The organism is Aeromonas sp. R1-2 (genome assembly GCF_040908505.1).
In the GTDB taxonomy this organism is placed as follows: domain Bacteria; phylum Pseudomonadota; class Gammaproteobacteria; order Enterobacterales; family Aeromonadaceae; genus Aeromonas; species Aeromonas veronii.
This window is the reverse complement of record NZ_JBFODU010000009.1, coordinates 22,986-36,835: the sequence shown is the minus strand read 5'-3', so window position 1 is coordinate 36,835 and position 13,850 is coordinate 22,986. Positions and strand designations below refer to the sequence as shown.

At 57.7% G+C, this 13,850-nt stretch carries 10 protein-coding genes; 5 read left to right on the top strand and 5 right to left on the bottom strand.

From position 1 onward, the window contains the following. Nucleotides 1-122: 122 nt before the first annotated feature. A complete protein-coding gene (locus AB5Y76_RS01750) occupies nt 123-365 on the bottom strand; it encodes a hypothetical protein (RefSeq protein WP_263717901.1) in 243 nt (80 codons plus the stop codon). Nucleotides 366-673: 308 nt separating this feature from the next. Between AB5Y76_RS01750 and pykF the strand changes: the two genes are divergently transcribed. The 5 genes from pykF (at nt 674) to AB5Y76_RS01725 (ending at nt 9,734) form a co-directional block, all read left to right on the top strand. Beyond that, nucleotides 674-2,086 (top strand): pyruvate kinase PykF, encoded by a 1,413-nt coding sequence (gene pykF / locus AB5Y76_RS01745; RefSeq protein ID WP_031227651.1) that lies wholly within the window; start codon nt 674-676, stop codon nt 2,084-2,086. A 150-nt stretch (nt 2,087-2,236) separates the two neighbouring features. Next, entirely contained in the window at nt 2,237-5,566 is a 3,330-nt protein-coding gene (mscK, locus tag AB5Y76_RS01740; protein WP_263717902.1) for a mechanosensitive channel MscK, read from the top strand. A gap of 406 nt (nt 5,567-5,972) precedes the next feature. Further along, complete coding sequence (locus AB5Y76_RS01735; protein WP_042052664.1) at nt 5,973-6,377, top strand: hypothetical protein; 405 nt, start codon at nt 5,973-5,975, stop codon at nt 6,375-6,377. Between the two features lie 54 nt (nt 6,378-6,431). Further along, on the top strand, nt 6,432-8,462 hold the full coding sequence (locus tag AB5Y76_RS01730) for a M13 family metallopeptidase (protein WP_263717903.1): 2,031 nt from the start codon (nt 6,432-6,434) through the stop codon (nt 8,460-8,462). 339 nt (nt 8,463-8,801) lie between these two features. Continuing rightward, on the top strand, nt 8,802-9,734 hold the full coding sequence (locus AB5Y76_RS01725) for a GGDEF domain-containing protein (RefSeq protein ID WP_115522356.1): 933 nt from the start codon (nt 8,802-8,804) through the stop codon (nt 9,732-9,734). A gap of 98 nt (nt 9,735-9,832) precedes the next feature. Here AB5Y76_RS01725 and crr read toward each other — a convergent pair whose 3' ends face one another. The 4 genes from crr to cysK form a co-directional block, all read right to left on the bottom strand. Beyond that, nucleotides 9,833-10,342 carry a PTS glucose transporter subunit IIA gene (gene crr / locus AB5Y76_RS01720; RefSeq protein WP_005338264.1) on the bottom strand — a complete coding sequence of 170 codons (510 nt, stop codon included), beginning with the start codon at nt 10,340-10,342 and terminating at the stop codon, nt 9,833-9,835. 42 nt (nt 10,343-10,384) lie between these two features. Continuing rightward, complete coding sequence (ptsI, locus tag AB5Y76_RS01715) at nt 10,385-12,112, bottom strand: phosphoenolpyruvate-protein phosphotransferase PtsI (protein ID WP_019446785.1); 1,728 nt, start codon at nt 12,110-12,112, stop codon at nt 10,385-10,387. Nucleotides 12,113-12,158: 46 nt separating this feature from the next. Then, a complete protein-coding gene (locus AB5Y76_RS01710; RefSeq protein WP_005338266.1) occupies nt 12,159-12,416 on the bottom strand; it encodes an HPr family phosphocarrier protein in 258 nt (85 codons plus the stop codon). Nucleotides 12,417-12,856: 440 nt separating this feature from the next. Continuing rightward, nucleotides 12,857-13,825: a cysteine synthase A gene (gene cysK / locus AB5Y76_RS01705; RefSeq protein WP_111805536.1), complete on the bottom strand. Its 969-nt coding sequence runs from the start codon at nt 13,823-13,825 to the stop codon at nt 12,857-12,859. Nucleotides 13,826-13,850 lie beyond the last annotated feature (25 nt).

The following is a 13,850-nucleotide window of genomic DNA, read 5'->3' as shown; positions in this document are numbered from 1 at the left end:
ATCGCTGTTGGAATCGATTATCCCCCTGCCATGAAAGGTGGACAATCCGGCAAGATAGATAAGAACTATCAACTAATGGTTGATAATTTCACGCCTTCACGACCGGTAAGCAGCAATAGATATCAAGGCTGCGGCGCTTCCGGCTGCAGTCGGGCTGCACGAAGCGCCATCCAGGTCGCTGCACTGTGATCCTGCCACTCTCGCCACGCCAATCCCTCGGCGGCAGCCTCCCCTTTCACTGGATGGGAGAAGATCGCCAGCAGACCGGCATTATCAGGCCAGTAGCGGGCTGGCAGCGTCTGAACCAGCAGCAGGGCGGCGCCCAGCAAGAGCAGAGCCCATCCGGTTTCATGGCTGTTTTTCATCCCGGCCTCCTTCACCCGTGCGCCAATGAACTAACATTTTTGCGCAAGCCGGTGACAAGACGGTGACAGCGGACGGGTGGTCATTTTACAACATCTGAACCTCAACCCGGCCAAACAACCACAGATGGCAACATTTGTATCCCTTCAGCCCGAACCTGTGGCCGTATGCTCTAAAATGTGACTCACAGGAAAACGTTATCCCTGAAAAGAAAACGTTATCTGGTCAAAACGTTGTTTCTGGATCATAAAAAGATTCCAAAAACTGGTGTATATTGCTCGGCGGAAATTCCTTAACCATGAAGATTGACATGAAAAAGACCAAAATTGTCTGCACCATCGGTCCGAAGACCGAATCCAAAGAAATGCTGGCCAAAATGCTGGACGCCGGCATGAACGTCATGCGCCTGAACTTCTCCCACGGTGACTACGCCGAGCACGGCAGCCGCATCAGCAACCTGCGCGCTGTAATGGCCGAGACCGGCAAGCACGCCGCTATCCTGCTGGACACCAAGGGTCCGGAAATCCGTACCATGAAGCTGGAAGGCGGCAACGACGTCGCGCTGGTCGCTGGCCAGACTTTCACCTTCACCACCGACCAAACCGTGGTTGGCAACAAAGACAAAGTGGCCGTGACCTATGCAGGTTTCGCCAACGATCTGCGCGTCGGCAACCGCATTCTGGTTGATGACGGCCTGATCGGTCTGGACGTTATCGAAATCACCGAGCGCGAAGTTATCTGTAAAGTGCTGAACAACGGTGACTTGGGCGAGAACAAAGGCGTTAACCTGCCGGGCGTCTCCATCAAGCTGCCGGCCCTGGCCGAGAAAGACAAGCGCGACCTGATCTTCGGTTGCGAGCAAGGCGTTGATTTCGTTGCTGCTTCTTTCATCCGTAAGAAAGAAGACGTTCTGGAAATCCGTGAGCACCTGAAAGCCCACGGTGGCGAGAACATCCAGATCATCTCCAAGATCGAAAACCAGGAAGGTCTGGACAACTTCGACGAGATCCTGGCTGTTTCCGACGGCATCATGGTTGCTCGTGGCGACATGGGTGTAGAGATCCCGGTTGAAGAAGTTATCTTCGCCCAGAAGATGATCATCGCCAAGTGCAACAAAGCCCGCAAAGTGGTTATCACTGCCACCCAGATGCTGGACTCCATGATCAAGAACCCGCGTCCGACCCGCGCCGAAGCTGGTGACGTGGCCAACGCCATCCTGGACGGTACCGACGCAGTGATGCTGTCCGGTGAATCCGCCAAAGGTAAGTACCCGCTGGAAGCCGTGACCATCATGGCCACCATCTGCGAGCGTACCGATGCCGTGATGCCGTCCAACCTGTCTGCTGCAAACGACAGCAACAAGCTGCGCATCACCGAAGCCGTATGTAAAGGCGCCGTAGAGACCTCCGAGAAGCTGGACGCCCCGCTGATCGTGGTCGCTACCGAAGGCGGCAAGTCTGCCAAGGCCATTCGCAAGTACTTCCCGAAAGCCTGGATCCTGGCTATCACCACCAACAAGAAAACTGCTGCCCAGCTGGTTCTGACCAAGGGTGTGGTTGCTCACGTGGTTGACAGCATCGCCTCTACCGACGATTTCTATCGCATCGGTAAAGAAGCCGCGCTGGAAATCGGCATGGGTCTGAAAGGTGACGTGGTTGTGATGGTCTCCGGTGCTCTGGTACCGAGCGGCACCACCAACACCGCTTCTGTTCACGTTCTTTAATCAGAGCTGAACGAGTTGAAAACGGCGCCTGCGGGCGCCGTTTTTTTTGTCCCTCCCCCCTGCTTACCTGACAAGCCCGGTGTTAGAATCCACGCGAATTTAATCTATGCGGGAAATCTCCCGAATATCGCGTAATAACCCGGAAGTTATATGCCCTCAATACGTTTTAAAAGAGTCTCGGCCACCCTGTTGCCGCTGCTCTGTCTCCTCGCCAGCCTCTGCGTCCCGCAAGCCATGGCGCAAGATGTCCCCTCTCGCAACGCTGTTCAGCGAGCGCTTGATGGTCTGGGTAAATCAGAGACCCTGACCGTCAGTCAGCAAGCGGATCAGAAGTTGCTGACCGAAACCCTCGGCCTGCTCGACAGCATCGACAAGGAAGAGGCAAAGGCCAAGACTCAGGCCCAGCGGATCCGCAACCTGCCCACCGAACTCAGAGAGATCAGCGCCAAGCTCGATGCCCTGACCAAGGGCAAGAGTGCCGAGCAGATCAAGAGCGAATACGCCAGCATGAGTCTGGCAGAGCTCGACAGCCGTCAGCCGGAAGTGCTGGCCAACATGCAGGCGGCGCAGGAGGCCCTCGGCGCCATCGGCAGCCAGCTCACCAGCTTGCAGACCCTGCCGGAACGGGCCCAGGCCAGCATGAGCCGTGCCTACCAGCGCAGTCAGGAGATCCGTACCCGCCTCAACGCAGGTGAAAGCGTCTCCAGCGCCGAGAAGATGAAGCTCGGTGCCGAACTGGCCCTGCTCGACCTGCAACTGGCCCACCTGCAAAAGGAGCTGGATAACCGTACCAGCATGCAGGATCTGGCGATCAAGCAGCGCGACTACCAGAGTGCCCGTCTCGCCAGCGAAGAGCAGAAACTGCAGCTGTTGCAGGATCAGAGCAGCGCCAAGCGCCTTGGCGACACAGAGAAAACCGCCGAGCAGACCGGTGAACTGGTGGCGACCGAAGACAGCCCGCTGGTGCAAAAAGAGCAGGAGCTCAACCACCAGCTCAGCCAGCAGCTGATCGGTGCCACCACCAGCCTCAACTCGCTGGTACAAAAAAACCTGCAAGCCAAGAGCTGGCTGGAGCGCGGCATCCAGACCGAACGCAACCTCAATGAACAGGTGCAGATGCTCAAGGGCAATCTGCTGCTGTCGCGCATCCTCTATCAGCTCTATCAGCAGCTGGAAGCGGCACCCACCATCGCTGTCAAAAACCTGGAAGAGCAGATCGCCGATCTGCATCTGGCCCAGTTTGAACTGAGCCAGCAGCGTGACCAGCTGTTCCAGAAGAACCTCTATCTGGACAATCTGATCGCCGGCAGCAAGGATCCGGTCAGCGAGGAGGACAAAGAGAGCCTTGCCAAGCTGCTCGACACCCGCATCAATCTGCTCGATCAGCTCAACCGCCAACTCGACAGCCAGCTCACCAACGCCATCAGCCTGCAGCTGACCCAGCAGCAGCTGGCGCGGGTCTATGCCTCTATCGAATTTACCCTGCAGCAACACATCTTCTGGGTGAGCAGCAACAAGCCCATCGACAGCAAGTGGTTTATCAGCTGGCCCGCCCAGGCCTACAAACAGGCCTCCGACTGGGTATTGAAACCGGACTGGAAACGCTGGCGCGAAGAGCTGCTGGGGATCTCCCTGCTAGCCTTCCCGCTGCTGCTGATCGGCGGCCTGCTGGTCTGGAAACGTCCGGCGCTGGTTGAGCGCGAGAAGAAGATCACCAAGGACCTTGGCCGTTTCCGTCAGGACAGCCAGTGGCACACCCCGCGCGCCCTGCTCTATACCGTGCTGCAACGCCTGCCGGGCAGCATGTTCATTCTGGCTGGCGGTCTGCTGCTCACCTACTGCGGTCTGCTCAGTCCCAAGCTGATGTTCCAGATCACCCTGAACCTCGCCCTCGGCTATCTGGTGTTCAGCGTCTATCTGGCGGTGATGCGCCCGGGCGGCATCGCCGAAACCCACTTCCGGATCCCGAAAGCGGAGCTGCAGGCCAAGCGCAACAGCATGCGCTACATCTGGTTGCCACTGCTGCCGCTCATCATGCTCGCAACCAAGGCGGTGGTTGAACCCTCCACCCTGGGCAACGACGTGATCGGTCAGGCCATGACCCTGACCCTGCTGGGGCTGGCCGCCTATCTGGTGTTCCCCATCTCCCGCGCCCGCATCAAGGGCGAGGCGAGCATGCAGAAGTCGCTGATCGCCATCGCCCTGGCGCTGGCGCCGGTGGCGCTGATCGTGCTGGCCGTGCTCGGTTACTACTACACCGCGCTGAAGCTGACCGGTCGCCTGATCGAATCCTTCTACCTCATCATCATCTGGAGCCTGGTCTACCGCACCGCCCTGCGTGGTCTGGAGCTGGCGGCCCGTCGTCTGGCCTACCGCCGTGCGGTGGCCAAGCGTGAGCACAAATCTTCGGAAGATGCGGAAGGTGGTGAGTCCATTGAAGAGCAGCCCATGGATCTGGAGGATGTCAGCCAGCAGTCCCTGCGTCTGACCCGTACCGTGCTGATGCTGATCTTTGGCGTCGCCTTCTACTGGCTCTGGTCCGATCTGGTCGCGGTCTTCTCCTACCTCGACAGCATGGTGCTGTGGCACCGCAGCGAAGGCACCGGCGCCAACGCCGTGCTCTTCCCCATCAGCCTGAGTGACGTGCTGATCGGCTTCCTGCTGCTCGGCGGTGCCTGGTCACTGGCGCGCAACCTGCCGGGCTTGCTGGAGGTGCTGGTGCTCTCCAAGCTCAACCTGGCTCAGGGGACCGCCTACGCCATCACCACCATGCTCAACTATGTGCTGATCGGCTTTGGCTCCCTCACCGCTCTCTCCATGATGGGCGTGCAGTGGGACAAGCTGCAGTGGGTAGCGGGTGGTCTGTCAGTCGGTATCGGTTTCGGCATGAAGGAGATCCTCTCCAACTTCGTCTCCGGCATCATCATCCTGTTCGAGCGTCCGGTGCGGATCGGTGACACCGTCACCATCGGCTCCTTCTCCGGCACCGTCTCGCGGATCCGCATTCGCGCCACCACCCTGACCGACTTCGACCGCAAAGAGGTGATCATCCCCAACCAGCAGCTGATGACAGAACGGCTCATCAACTGGTCGCTGAGTGACACCGTCACCCGGGTGATCGTACGGGTGGGCGTGGCGTATGGCTCGGATCTGGAACTGACCCGCACCCTGCTCAAACAGGCGGCCGACGAAAACAGTCGGGTACTGAAAGACCCGGCTCCCATCGTCTACTTCCTCACCTTTGGCGCCAGCACGCTGGATCACGAGCTGCGCTTCTTCGTGAGCGAACTGGGGGATCGCAACCCGGCGGTGGACGAGTTGAACCGCAAGATCGACCAGCTGTTCCGCGAGAATGGCATCGAGATCGCCTTCAACCAGATGGATGTCTACATCAAGAACATGCAGGGCGAAGAGCAGAAGGTGGAGTCCAACTCCGCCGCCCTGCCGCCGCCCGCGGAAGATGGCAAGCAGCCAGTCTGATAGCGAACTGCACGGTTCTGATGACAACAGCCGCTCACCCAGGTGAGCGGCTTTTTTATGCCAGTTTGTGGCGATAGAGACGGCTATCCACCGCCAGCATGGCTGGCCGCCGCACAACTGGCAGCCATCACCCTTGATAAAATATAAAGAGAAATAAAAGTCTAAAAACAGACACTTGCCCCACACCACTACTTACCGCATGGATGAAACCTGCGCCCTTCTCCCCTCACCGCGCCCCCATACCGCGCTCGCTCCGGCTCCCGGATTTTTATAACTTTTTTTAATTTTATTTGAGTGTCCTCTTCATCCTGACCATTGCAAAGTGGCGCCATTCCAGCGCCGGGCACTGTGACCACCGTCCGGCTGACACCGACTTGCTCATTTGATAATTGAAAGGATCCGAGAGATGAAACACTCCTTGATGGTAATGGGGTTGGCCGCCTGTCTGGCATTGAGCGGCTGCCAGAATATGGATACCAAGAAAGTCCTGATAGGTGCAGCTGCGCTGGGTGCCATCGGCGCCGCTGGCTATTACGCCGGGAAAAAGCACAGCGATAACAAACACGAGCATGATGGCCAGCATGACGATAGCGATGACCAGCATATGGCCACCAGCAAGATGCCCCGTTACTGCTCGGGGGAAGCAGCCAGCAAATTCCATGTCTCCCCGCGCGATATCACCACCGAGTCGGCAGAAGAGAGTGGCCACAGATACAAGGTCTATGGCCAGTACGAGACCGACGATGATGCGGTCGACTTTACCTGCACCTTCAATCACGACGGTCGCTTCCTCTCGGTCGTTCGCAGCTGATTGACCATCGGGTATAGCCAATTCACTACTGGCACCCCATACAGGACACACAAGATGAAACAGCAACGCAGCATGATCGCCAGCCTGATTGCGCTGGCCCTGATCGGCATGGCCCCATGCACCGGTGCCGCCAGCGGCCACGCCGGGGTGGATCTGGCCAGCATGGATAACAGCGTGCGCGCGGCGGACGATCTGTTTCGCCACGTCAACGGCAACTGGCTGGCCCAGACCCAAATACCGGATGACATGCCGGGGCAGACCATCGGCAATCTGTTGGCAGACAAGTCGCTGGAGGATCGCAAGGTGTTGCTGGAGGCGCTGCTCAAGCGCCCGCAACAGGCCGGAACCCCTCACCAGCAGATCGCCGATCTTTACGCCAGCTATCTGGATCAGGCCGGACGGGATGCCAAAGGGCTGACCCCCATTCAGCCGCTACGCGACGAGATCATGGCCATCCATGATGGCGCCTCGCTGGCCACCTACTTTGCCCATGTTAACAAGCTGGGGGGCGGCGCACCCTTTGGTATCGGGTTCATGGCCGACAAGAAGCAGCCTGACAGCTACGGGATCCACCTGCAGCAATCCGGTCTCGGTCTGCCGGATCGGGACTACTACCTGAAAGCAGATGCCGCCAGCAAGGCAGTGCGGGCCAGCTACGAGCAGTTCATTACCGCCCTGCTACACCATGCAGGCATCGAGGGGGCGAGCGAACAGGCCCATCGCATTCTGGCGCTGGAGACCCGCCTCGCCAGCCTGCAGTGGGACAGAGTCAAGCTACGGGATGACAACCTCACCTACAACAAACTGCCCATCGCTCGCCTCAGTCAGTTGCTGCCCACACTGGATTGGCAACGCTACCTGACAGAGGCCGGTATCGCCGGGGAAACGGAGATCATCGTCAGTGAGCCGGACTATCTGGAGAAGCTGGCCGCCGTGATGCAGGAGACCAGCATCGCGCAGTGGCAATCCTACTGCCTGTTCCATCTGCTACGCACTTATGCGCCCTATCTCGACAGCCAGAGCAATGCCCTGCACTTCGCTTTCTACGGCACGACCCTGAGCGGCATCCCCCGGCAGCGGGAGCCCTGGAAGCAGGCCATGGAGGTGCTGGACGACTATCTGGGTCAGGCGGTGGGCAAACTCTACGTGGAGCACTACTTCCCGGCCGAAGCCAAGGCACAGATGGCGACCATGGTACGCAATCTGATCGCTGCCTATCGCCAGGAGATCGGTGGGCTCGACTGGATGTCTGCCCCGACCAAACAGCAGGCGCTGGCGAAACTGGAGAAGGTACGGGTCAAAATCGGCTATCCCGACCAGTGGCAGGATTACAGCGCAATCGAGATCCGTCCCGATGATCTGGTCGGCAATGCCCAGCGCGCGGCCACGGTGCGTTACAACGAGCACCTTGCCCGCCTCCATCAACCGGTGGATCGGGAGGAGTGGTTCGACAATCCGCAGACGGTGAACGCCTACTACAACCCGAACAACAACGAGATCGTCTTCCCGGCAGCCATACTGCAACCGCCCTACTTCGATCTGAAGGCGGATGATGCGGTCAACTATGGCGCTATCGGCGCGGTCATCGGTCACGAGTTGAGCCATGGTTTCGATGATCAGGGGGCCAAATTCGATGGCAACGGTGCCTTGCACAACTGGTGGGCTCCGGCCGATCTCAAGGAGTTCACCGCCAGAGCGCAAAAACTGGCAAAACAGTACGACCGTTTCGAGCCCATCAAGGGGGAGCATGTCAACGGCCAGCTGACCCTTGGCGAGAACATCGGCGATCTCGGCGGCCTGACCATCGCCCACAAGGCGTACCGGCTCGCCCTGGGCAGCCGCCAGCCAACGGTGCTCGATGGCTTCACCGCCGAGCAGCGCTTCTTTATCGGCTGGGCTCAGGTGTGGAAAGGGAAGTACCGGCCCGAGCTCGCTGCCGTTCTGCTCAAGACAGATCCCCACTCACCGCTGGAGTACCGGGTCAACGGCGTCGTCGTCAACATACCGGCCTTCTACAGTGCCTTTGCTATCAAGCCGGGAGACAAGCTCTATCTGCCACCTTCCGAGCGTGTGAAGATTTGGTGACCACCAGCAGGGGCCCTGGCCCGAAAAGCTCCAGCAGATGGACCACCTCCACCTGAGCTGAAGATGACCGACACAGGGAGTGTCTGTTTTACCCTGTCTGGTTTTTCCCGACCCACATGTGCCTGACCATGTGGGTTTTTTTGACCCTTTTGCTCTGCCCCTTCTCCTCAGCCTGCCCTGCTTTCACCCGATACGGCCACGGCAAACAACTCCGCCGTTTTCTCGCCTTTGCCATTGGCTGAAAAACCGGCGGCGTAACCGCCATAAATCGGTTTACCACCACACTGGTCTGACCTATGGTAAAGCATATAAAAGATGCATCGTGGAGCCGCTTTTCCTATGAATGACCGAGAACTGCAACAGATCCTGTTTCGCTCCTTCGATGTGATCCCGCTGCCTATTCTGGTGTCCGAATCCATTGCCCGTCACGATGGCTGCTCACCCGACATGATCCCGCAGCGGCGCCACCGCTTCCTGAATAAAGCCTTTATTGAGCAGCTGGGCTACAACCTTGACGATCTGCCGGACATGGCCTCCTGGTTTCAGGTCGCCTACCCGGATGAAGGGTATCGCCGCACCATCATCGACTCCTGGCACTCCCAGGTGGAACAGAGCTTGTCGCAAGGGCTGGAGGTCGCCGAGATGCCTGCGCTGATCCGCTGCAAGAGCGGTCAGTCACGCTGGTTTATCGTCACTGCCCAGCTGGGAGCCGATGCCATCCCGGATGGCCATATCGTCACCTTTCGCGATATCCACGACCTGCAGTGCATGGTGGAAGAGGTGAGCCGCCTCTCCTGCACCGATCCGCTCACCGAACTGACCAACCGGCGTGGCGCCCAGCAACAGTTGCAGGCCCTTTGGTTGCAAGGTGAGCCCCTCTCGGTGGTGTTGGGAGATATCGACCATTTCAAACAGGTCAATGACCGCTACGGCCACCCTGCGGGCGATGCCGCGCTCTGCGCCGTCGCCCACGCTATGGCGGGCCAGCTGTTGCCGGGGGAGAGTTTGGCCCGTTGGGGCGGAGAGGAGTTCCTGCTGATCCTGCCTGGTTGCGATATTGAACAGGCAGCACGGCGCGCCGAACAGCTGCGCCAGCATGTCAGTTCCACCCGCTTGCCATGGCAGGGGAAGCAGCTTTCCCTCACCATCAGTCTGGGGTGTGCCAGCATGAAGGGGCAAGAGAGCATCGACTATCTGCTGATGATGGCTGACCGGGCCCTTTATCAGGCCAAGGATCAGGGCCGTAACCGGGTTGTCATCTCGACGGAATAGAGTAATAACCAGAAAGAAAAGCCGACTCGCGGCCATAAAAAAACCGAAGCACAAGGCTTCGGTTTTTTACTGCGCAACTGGCGTGAGCCAGCCGGGCATTACTTCTTGATACGGATAACCGGGGTCTCGCCCACAGTCACGGCACCAGTCATTTTGATCAGCTCTTTGATCTCGTCCATGTTGGAGATAACAACCGGAGTCAGGGTAGACTTGGCTTTCGCTTCCAGAACGGCCAGATCGAACTCGATGATGGTGTCGCCGCGCTTGACCTGCTGGCCTTCCTGAGCGATACGCTTGAAGCCTTCGCCTTTCAGTTCAACGGTGTCGATACCGAAGTGAACGAACAGCTCGATACCGGAGTCGGATTCCAGAGAGAACGCGTGGTTGGTCTCGAAAATCTTGCCGATGGTACCATCGCACGGCGCAACCATCTTGTTGCCAGCCGGCTTGATGGCGATACCGTCACCAACGATCTTCTCGGCGAAGACAACGTCAGGCACATCTTCGATCGGCACGATTTCGCCAGACAGCGGAGCAAAGATTTCGATGCCGCCGGTGTCAGAGCTATCGTCGGAAACCAGTTTCTTCAGTTTATCAAACAGACCCATATAAAGCTCCTAGAGATGATTTGTCGCTGTTTGCAGCCGATCTTAGCAGACTGCTTTCTGCTTAATAAAGTTATCTACGCATGCTTCGATTTCAGCGGCGGTGGCAAAGCTCAGTGCTTGATCAGCCATTGCCTTCACATCTTCGAAGTTGGTGTTGCGGATAAGCTTCTTGATACGCGGTACAGAGATGGCGCTCATGGAGAACTCATCCAGACCCATACCCAGCAGCAGCAGGGTAGCGCGCTCGTCACCAGCCAGTTCACCACACATACCGGTCCACTTGCCTTCGGCGTGGGACGCATCGATAACCATCTTGATCAGGGTCAGGACGGAGGGTGACAGCGGGTTGTACATGGCGGAGATCATCTCGTTACCACGATCGACAGCCAGGGTGTACTGGGTCAGGTCGTTGGTACCGATACTGAAGAAATCCACTTCCTTGGCCAGATGATGAGCCATCACGGCAGCGGCCGGGGTCTCGATCATGATACCCACTTCGATGGATTCATCAAAGGCTTTGCCTTCGGCACGCAGTTCGGCTTTCAGCGTCTCTACGGTAGCTTTCAGGCTACGGAACTCTTCGACAGAGATGATCATCGGGAACATGATGCGCAGTTTGCCGAAGGCAGAGGCGCGCAGAATGGCCCGCAGCTGAGCGTGCATGATGTCTTCGCGGTCGAAGAAAATACGCACGGCACGCCAGCCCAGGAAGGGGTTCATCTCTTTCGGGAAATTCATGTACGGCAGCTCTTTGTCGCCGCCAATGTCCATGGTACGCACGATGATCGGCTGATCCGGCATCGCTTCGGCCACTTCTTTGTAGGCTTTGAACTGCTCTTCTTCGGTCGGCAGCGCGTCACGGTCCATAAACAGGAACTCGGTACGGTACAGACCCACGCCTTCGGCGCCATTGCGGATGGCACCTTCGGTATCCTTGACGGTACCGATGTTGGCGCACACTTCGACCTGGTGACCATCCAGCGTGATGGCAGGCAGATCTTTCAGCTTGGCCAGCTCATCTTTCTCGGCCTGGAACTGAGCCTGGAACTTCTTGGCTTCGGTCAGCTGTTCAGCGGTCGGATTGATGATGATCTGGTTGTTGATCGCATCCAGCACCAGCATGTCACCGTTCTTGACGCGCTCGGTGATGTCGTTGGTGCCTACCACGGCCGGCAGCTCCAGGGAGCGGGCCATGATGGAGGTGTGAGAGGTACGGCCACCGATGTCGGTGACGAAACCCAGCACATATTTCAGGTTGATCTGAGCGGTTTCAGACGGGGTCAGGTCTTTGGCGACCAGGATCACCTCTTCGTCGATGGTGCTCAAGTTGACAACGGCGATGCCCAGTACGTTCTTGACCAGACGGGTACCGATGTCACGGAAGTCGGTAGCGCGTTCGCGCAGATAAGGGTCATCCAGCTCGGCCATCATCTTGGCGTACTGTTCGATCACCTCATAGATGGCTTTGTCAGCGGAAGCCTTGTTCTCTTTGATGAAGGATTTGATATCCCCTTCCAGCTCCTCATCTTCGAGCAGCATGATGTGGCCTTCGAAGATGGCCTCTTTTTCCTCACCGAAGGTGCGACCGGCCATCTCTTTGATGGCTTCCAGCTGGGTAGCTGACTTGGTACGAGCTTCGAGGAAACGGTTGATCTCGGCATCAATCTGGTCAGCAGAGATTTTGCCCTGATTGATAACGATTTCATCTTCTTTCAGAAGAAGCGCCTTACCGAATGCGATACCGGGGGACGCAAGAATGCCAGATATCATAATCCTTCCTATTAAAACGACTGTGGGGGAGGAATCTAAAGCTGGATTACTCCAGCTCGTCCATCAGGGCAACCAGCTTCTCAACAGCTTGCTGAGCATCCGGGCCGTCAGCCTGGATAGTTACGTTGGTACCCTTGGTCAGGCCCAGGGTCTGCAGCTTGAACAGGCTCTTGGCGCTGGCGGACTTGCCACCGGAGACCACAGTGATCTCGCTTTGGAATTCTTTGGCTTCTTTCACGAACTGAGCTGCCGGACGGGTGTGCAGGCCGTTTTCAGCAGTAATAACAACAGACTTCTCGTACATGGTTTCACCCCATATTATTGATATTTTTTGGTGGATTGGTCGTTTTTGAGGCAACCTGACCCACCGTGTCAGTATGGATATGTTGTAAAGTAACGAAAGCAGACCCGCAATGGTTTAATCCAGGTCAAGTTTCTGTGCAGTAATCGGCGCGCTGGTTGGCAATTTTCAGTTATTGGGCTACAAGCCGCATCAGGACTGGCCTGAAATTATTTTATAACGAAAAATAACACTTTGTTACTTTGTGATACCCAGCCAGCAAACACCGCGTGACGCCGCACAGGATATGAGATTTAGAGCGGAATGTCTGCTTTTTTTCTCACTCCGGAACTTGTTATTTTACCCCAAAAAATAAGGATCAAGTGACACTAACAGGGGTTGAGTCTAGCCCATAAAGAAGCGGCGCTCCTGGGAGCGCCGCTGTTTTGAAAGATTCCGATCAGTTACTGCTGCAGCTCCTGCTCGCTGAACACCCCGGCAAACAGGGCGCTGGAGAGGTAACGCTCCGCCGCACTCGGCAGGATGACCACAATGGTTTTGCCCGCAAATTCCGGCAGCTCGGCCAGACGGCTGGCAGCCACCACCGCAGCACCGGAGCTGATACCGGCCAGGATCCCCTCCTCCTCCATCAGACGGCGGGCCATCTCGATGGCTTCGTCGCTGGTGACCTGCTCAACCCGATCAATCAGGGACAGATCCAGGTTACCCGGGATAAAGCCGGCGCCGATACCCTGGATCTTGTGGGGACCCGGTTTGATCTCTTCACCTGCCAGCTTCTGGCTGATGACCGGCGACTCGGCCGGTTCGACCGCGACAGAGACCACCGCCTTGCCCTGAGTCTGCTTCAGATAGCGGGAGACCCCGGTAATGGTGCCGCCGGTACCGACCCCGGCCACGAACACATCCACTTCGCCGTCAGTGGCATCCCAAATCTCGGGGCCGGTGGTCTTTTCGTGGATCTCCGGGTTGGCCGGGTTTTCAAACTGTTGCAGCAACACATACTTGCCCGGCTCGGACTCGAGGATCTCGTTGGCCTTGGCAATGGCCCCCTTCATGCCGAGAGGCCCTTCGGTCAGCACCAGATTGGCACCGAGCGCCTTGAGCAGTTTGCGGCGCTCCAGGCTCATGGTGGCCGGCATGGTCAGGGTGATGGGATAGCCGCGAGCTGCCGCGACAAAGGCCAGAGCAATACCCGTGTTGCCGCTGGTGGGCTCGATGATCTCCTTACCCTTGGTCAGGATGCCGCGCTTCTCGGCATCCCAGATCAGGTTGGCACCGATACGGCACTTCACGCTGAAGCTGGGGTTACGGCTCTCGATCTTGGCCAGCACGCGGCCTTTGGTAACACGGTTGAGACGAACCAGCGGGGTGTGACCGATAGTCTGGCTGTTGTCCTCAAAAATTTTGCTCATGGTGCTATCCCTGTGTTTGTTACGA

What these genes read in the sequence shown, in the direction of transcription:
- AB5Y76_RS01710 (WP_005338266.1), bottom strand. Translation starts at nt 12,416, where the DNA reads ATGTACGAGAAGTCTGTTGTTATTACTGCTGAAAACGGCCTGCACACC.
- cysK (WP_111805536.1), bottom strand. Translation starts at nt 13,825, where the DNA reads ATGAGCAAAATTTTTGAGGACAACAGCCAGACTATCGGTCACACCCCG.
- AB5Y76_RS01735 (WP_042052664.1), top strand. Translation starts at nt 5,973, where the DNA reads ATGAAACACTCCTTGATGGTAATGGGGTTGGCCGCCTGTCTGGCATTG.
- mscK (WP_263717902.1), top strand. Translation starts at nt 2,237, where the DNA reads ATGCCCTCAATACGTTTTAAAAGAGTCTCGGCCACCCTGTTGCCGCTG.
- AB5Y76_RS01730 (WP_263717903.1), top strand. Translation starts at nt 6,432, where the DNA reads ATGAAACAGCAACGCAGCATGATCGCCAGCCTGATTGCGCTGGCCCTG.
- pykF (WP_031227651.1), top strand. Translation starts at nt 674, where the DNA reads ATGAAAAAGACCAAAATTGTCTGCACCATCGGTCCGAAGACCGAATCC.
- AB5Y76_RS01725 (WP_115522356.1), top strand. Translation starts at nt 8,802, where the DNA reads ATGAATGACCGAGAACTGCAACAGATCCTGTTTCGCTCCTTCGATGTG.
- AB5Y76_RS01750 (WP_263717901.1), bottom strand. Translation starts at nt 365, where the DNA reads ATGAAAAACAGCCATGAAACCGGATGGGCTCTGCTCTTGCTGGGCGCC.
- crr (WP_005338264.1), bottom strand. Translation starts at nt 10,342, where the DNA reads ATGGGTCTGTTTGATAAACTGAAGAAACTGGTTTCCGACGATAGCTCT.
- ptsI (WP_019446785.1), bottom strand. Translation starts at nt 12,112, where the DNA reads ATGATATCTGGCATTCTTGCGTCCCCCGGTATCGCATTCGGTAAGGCG.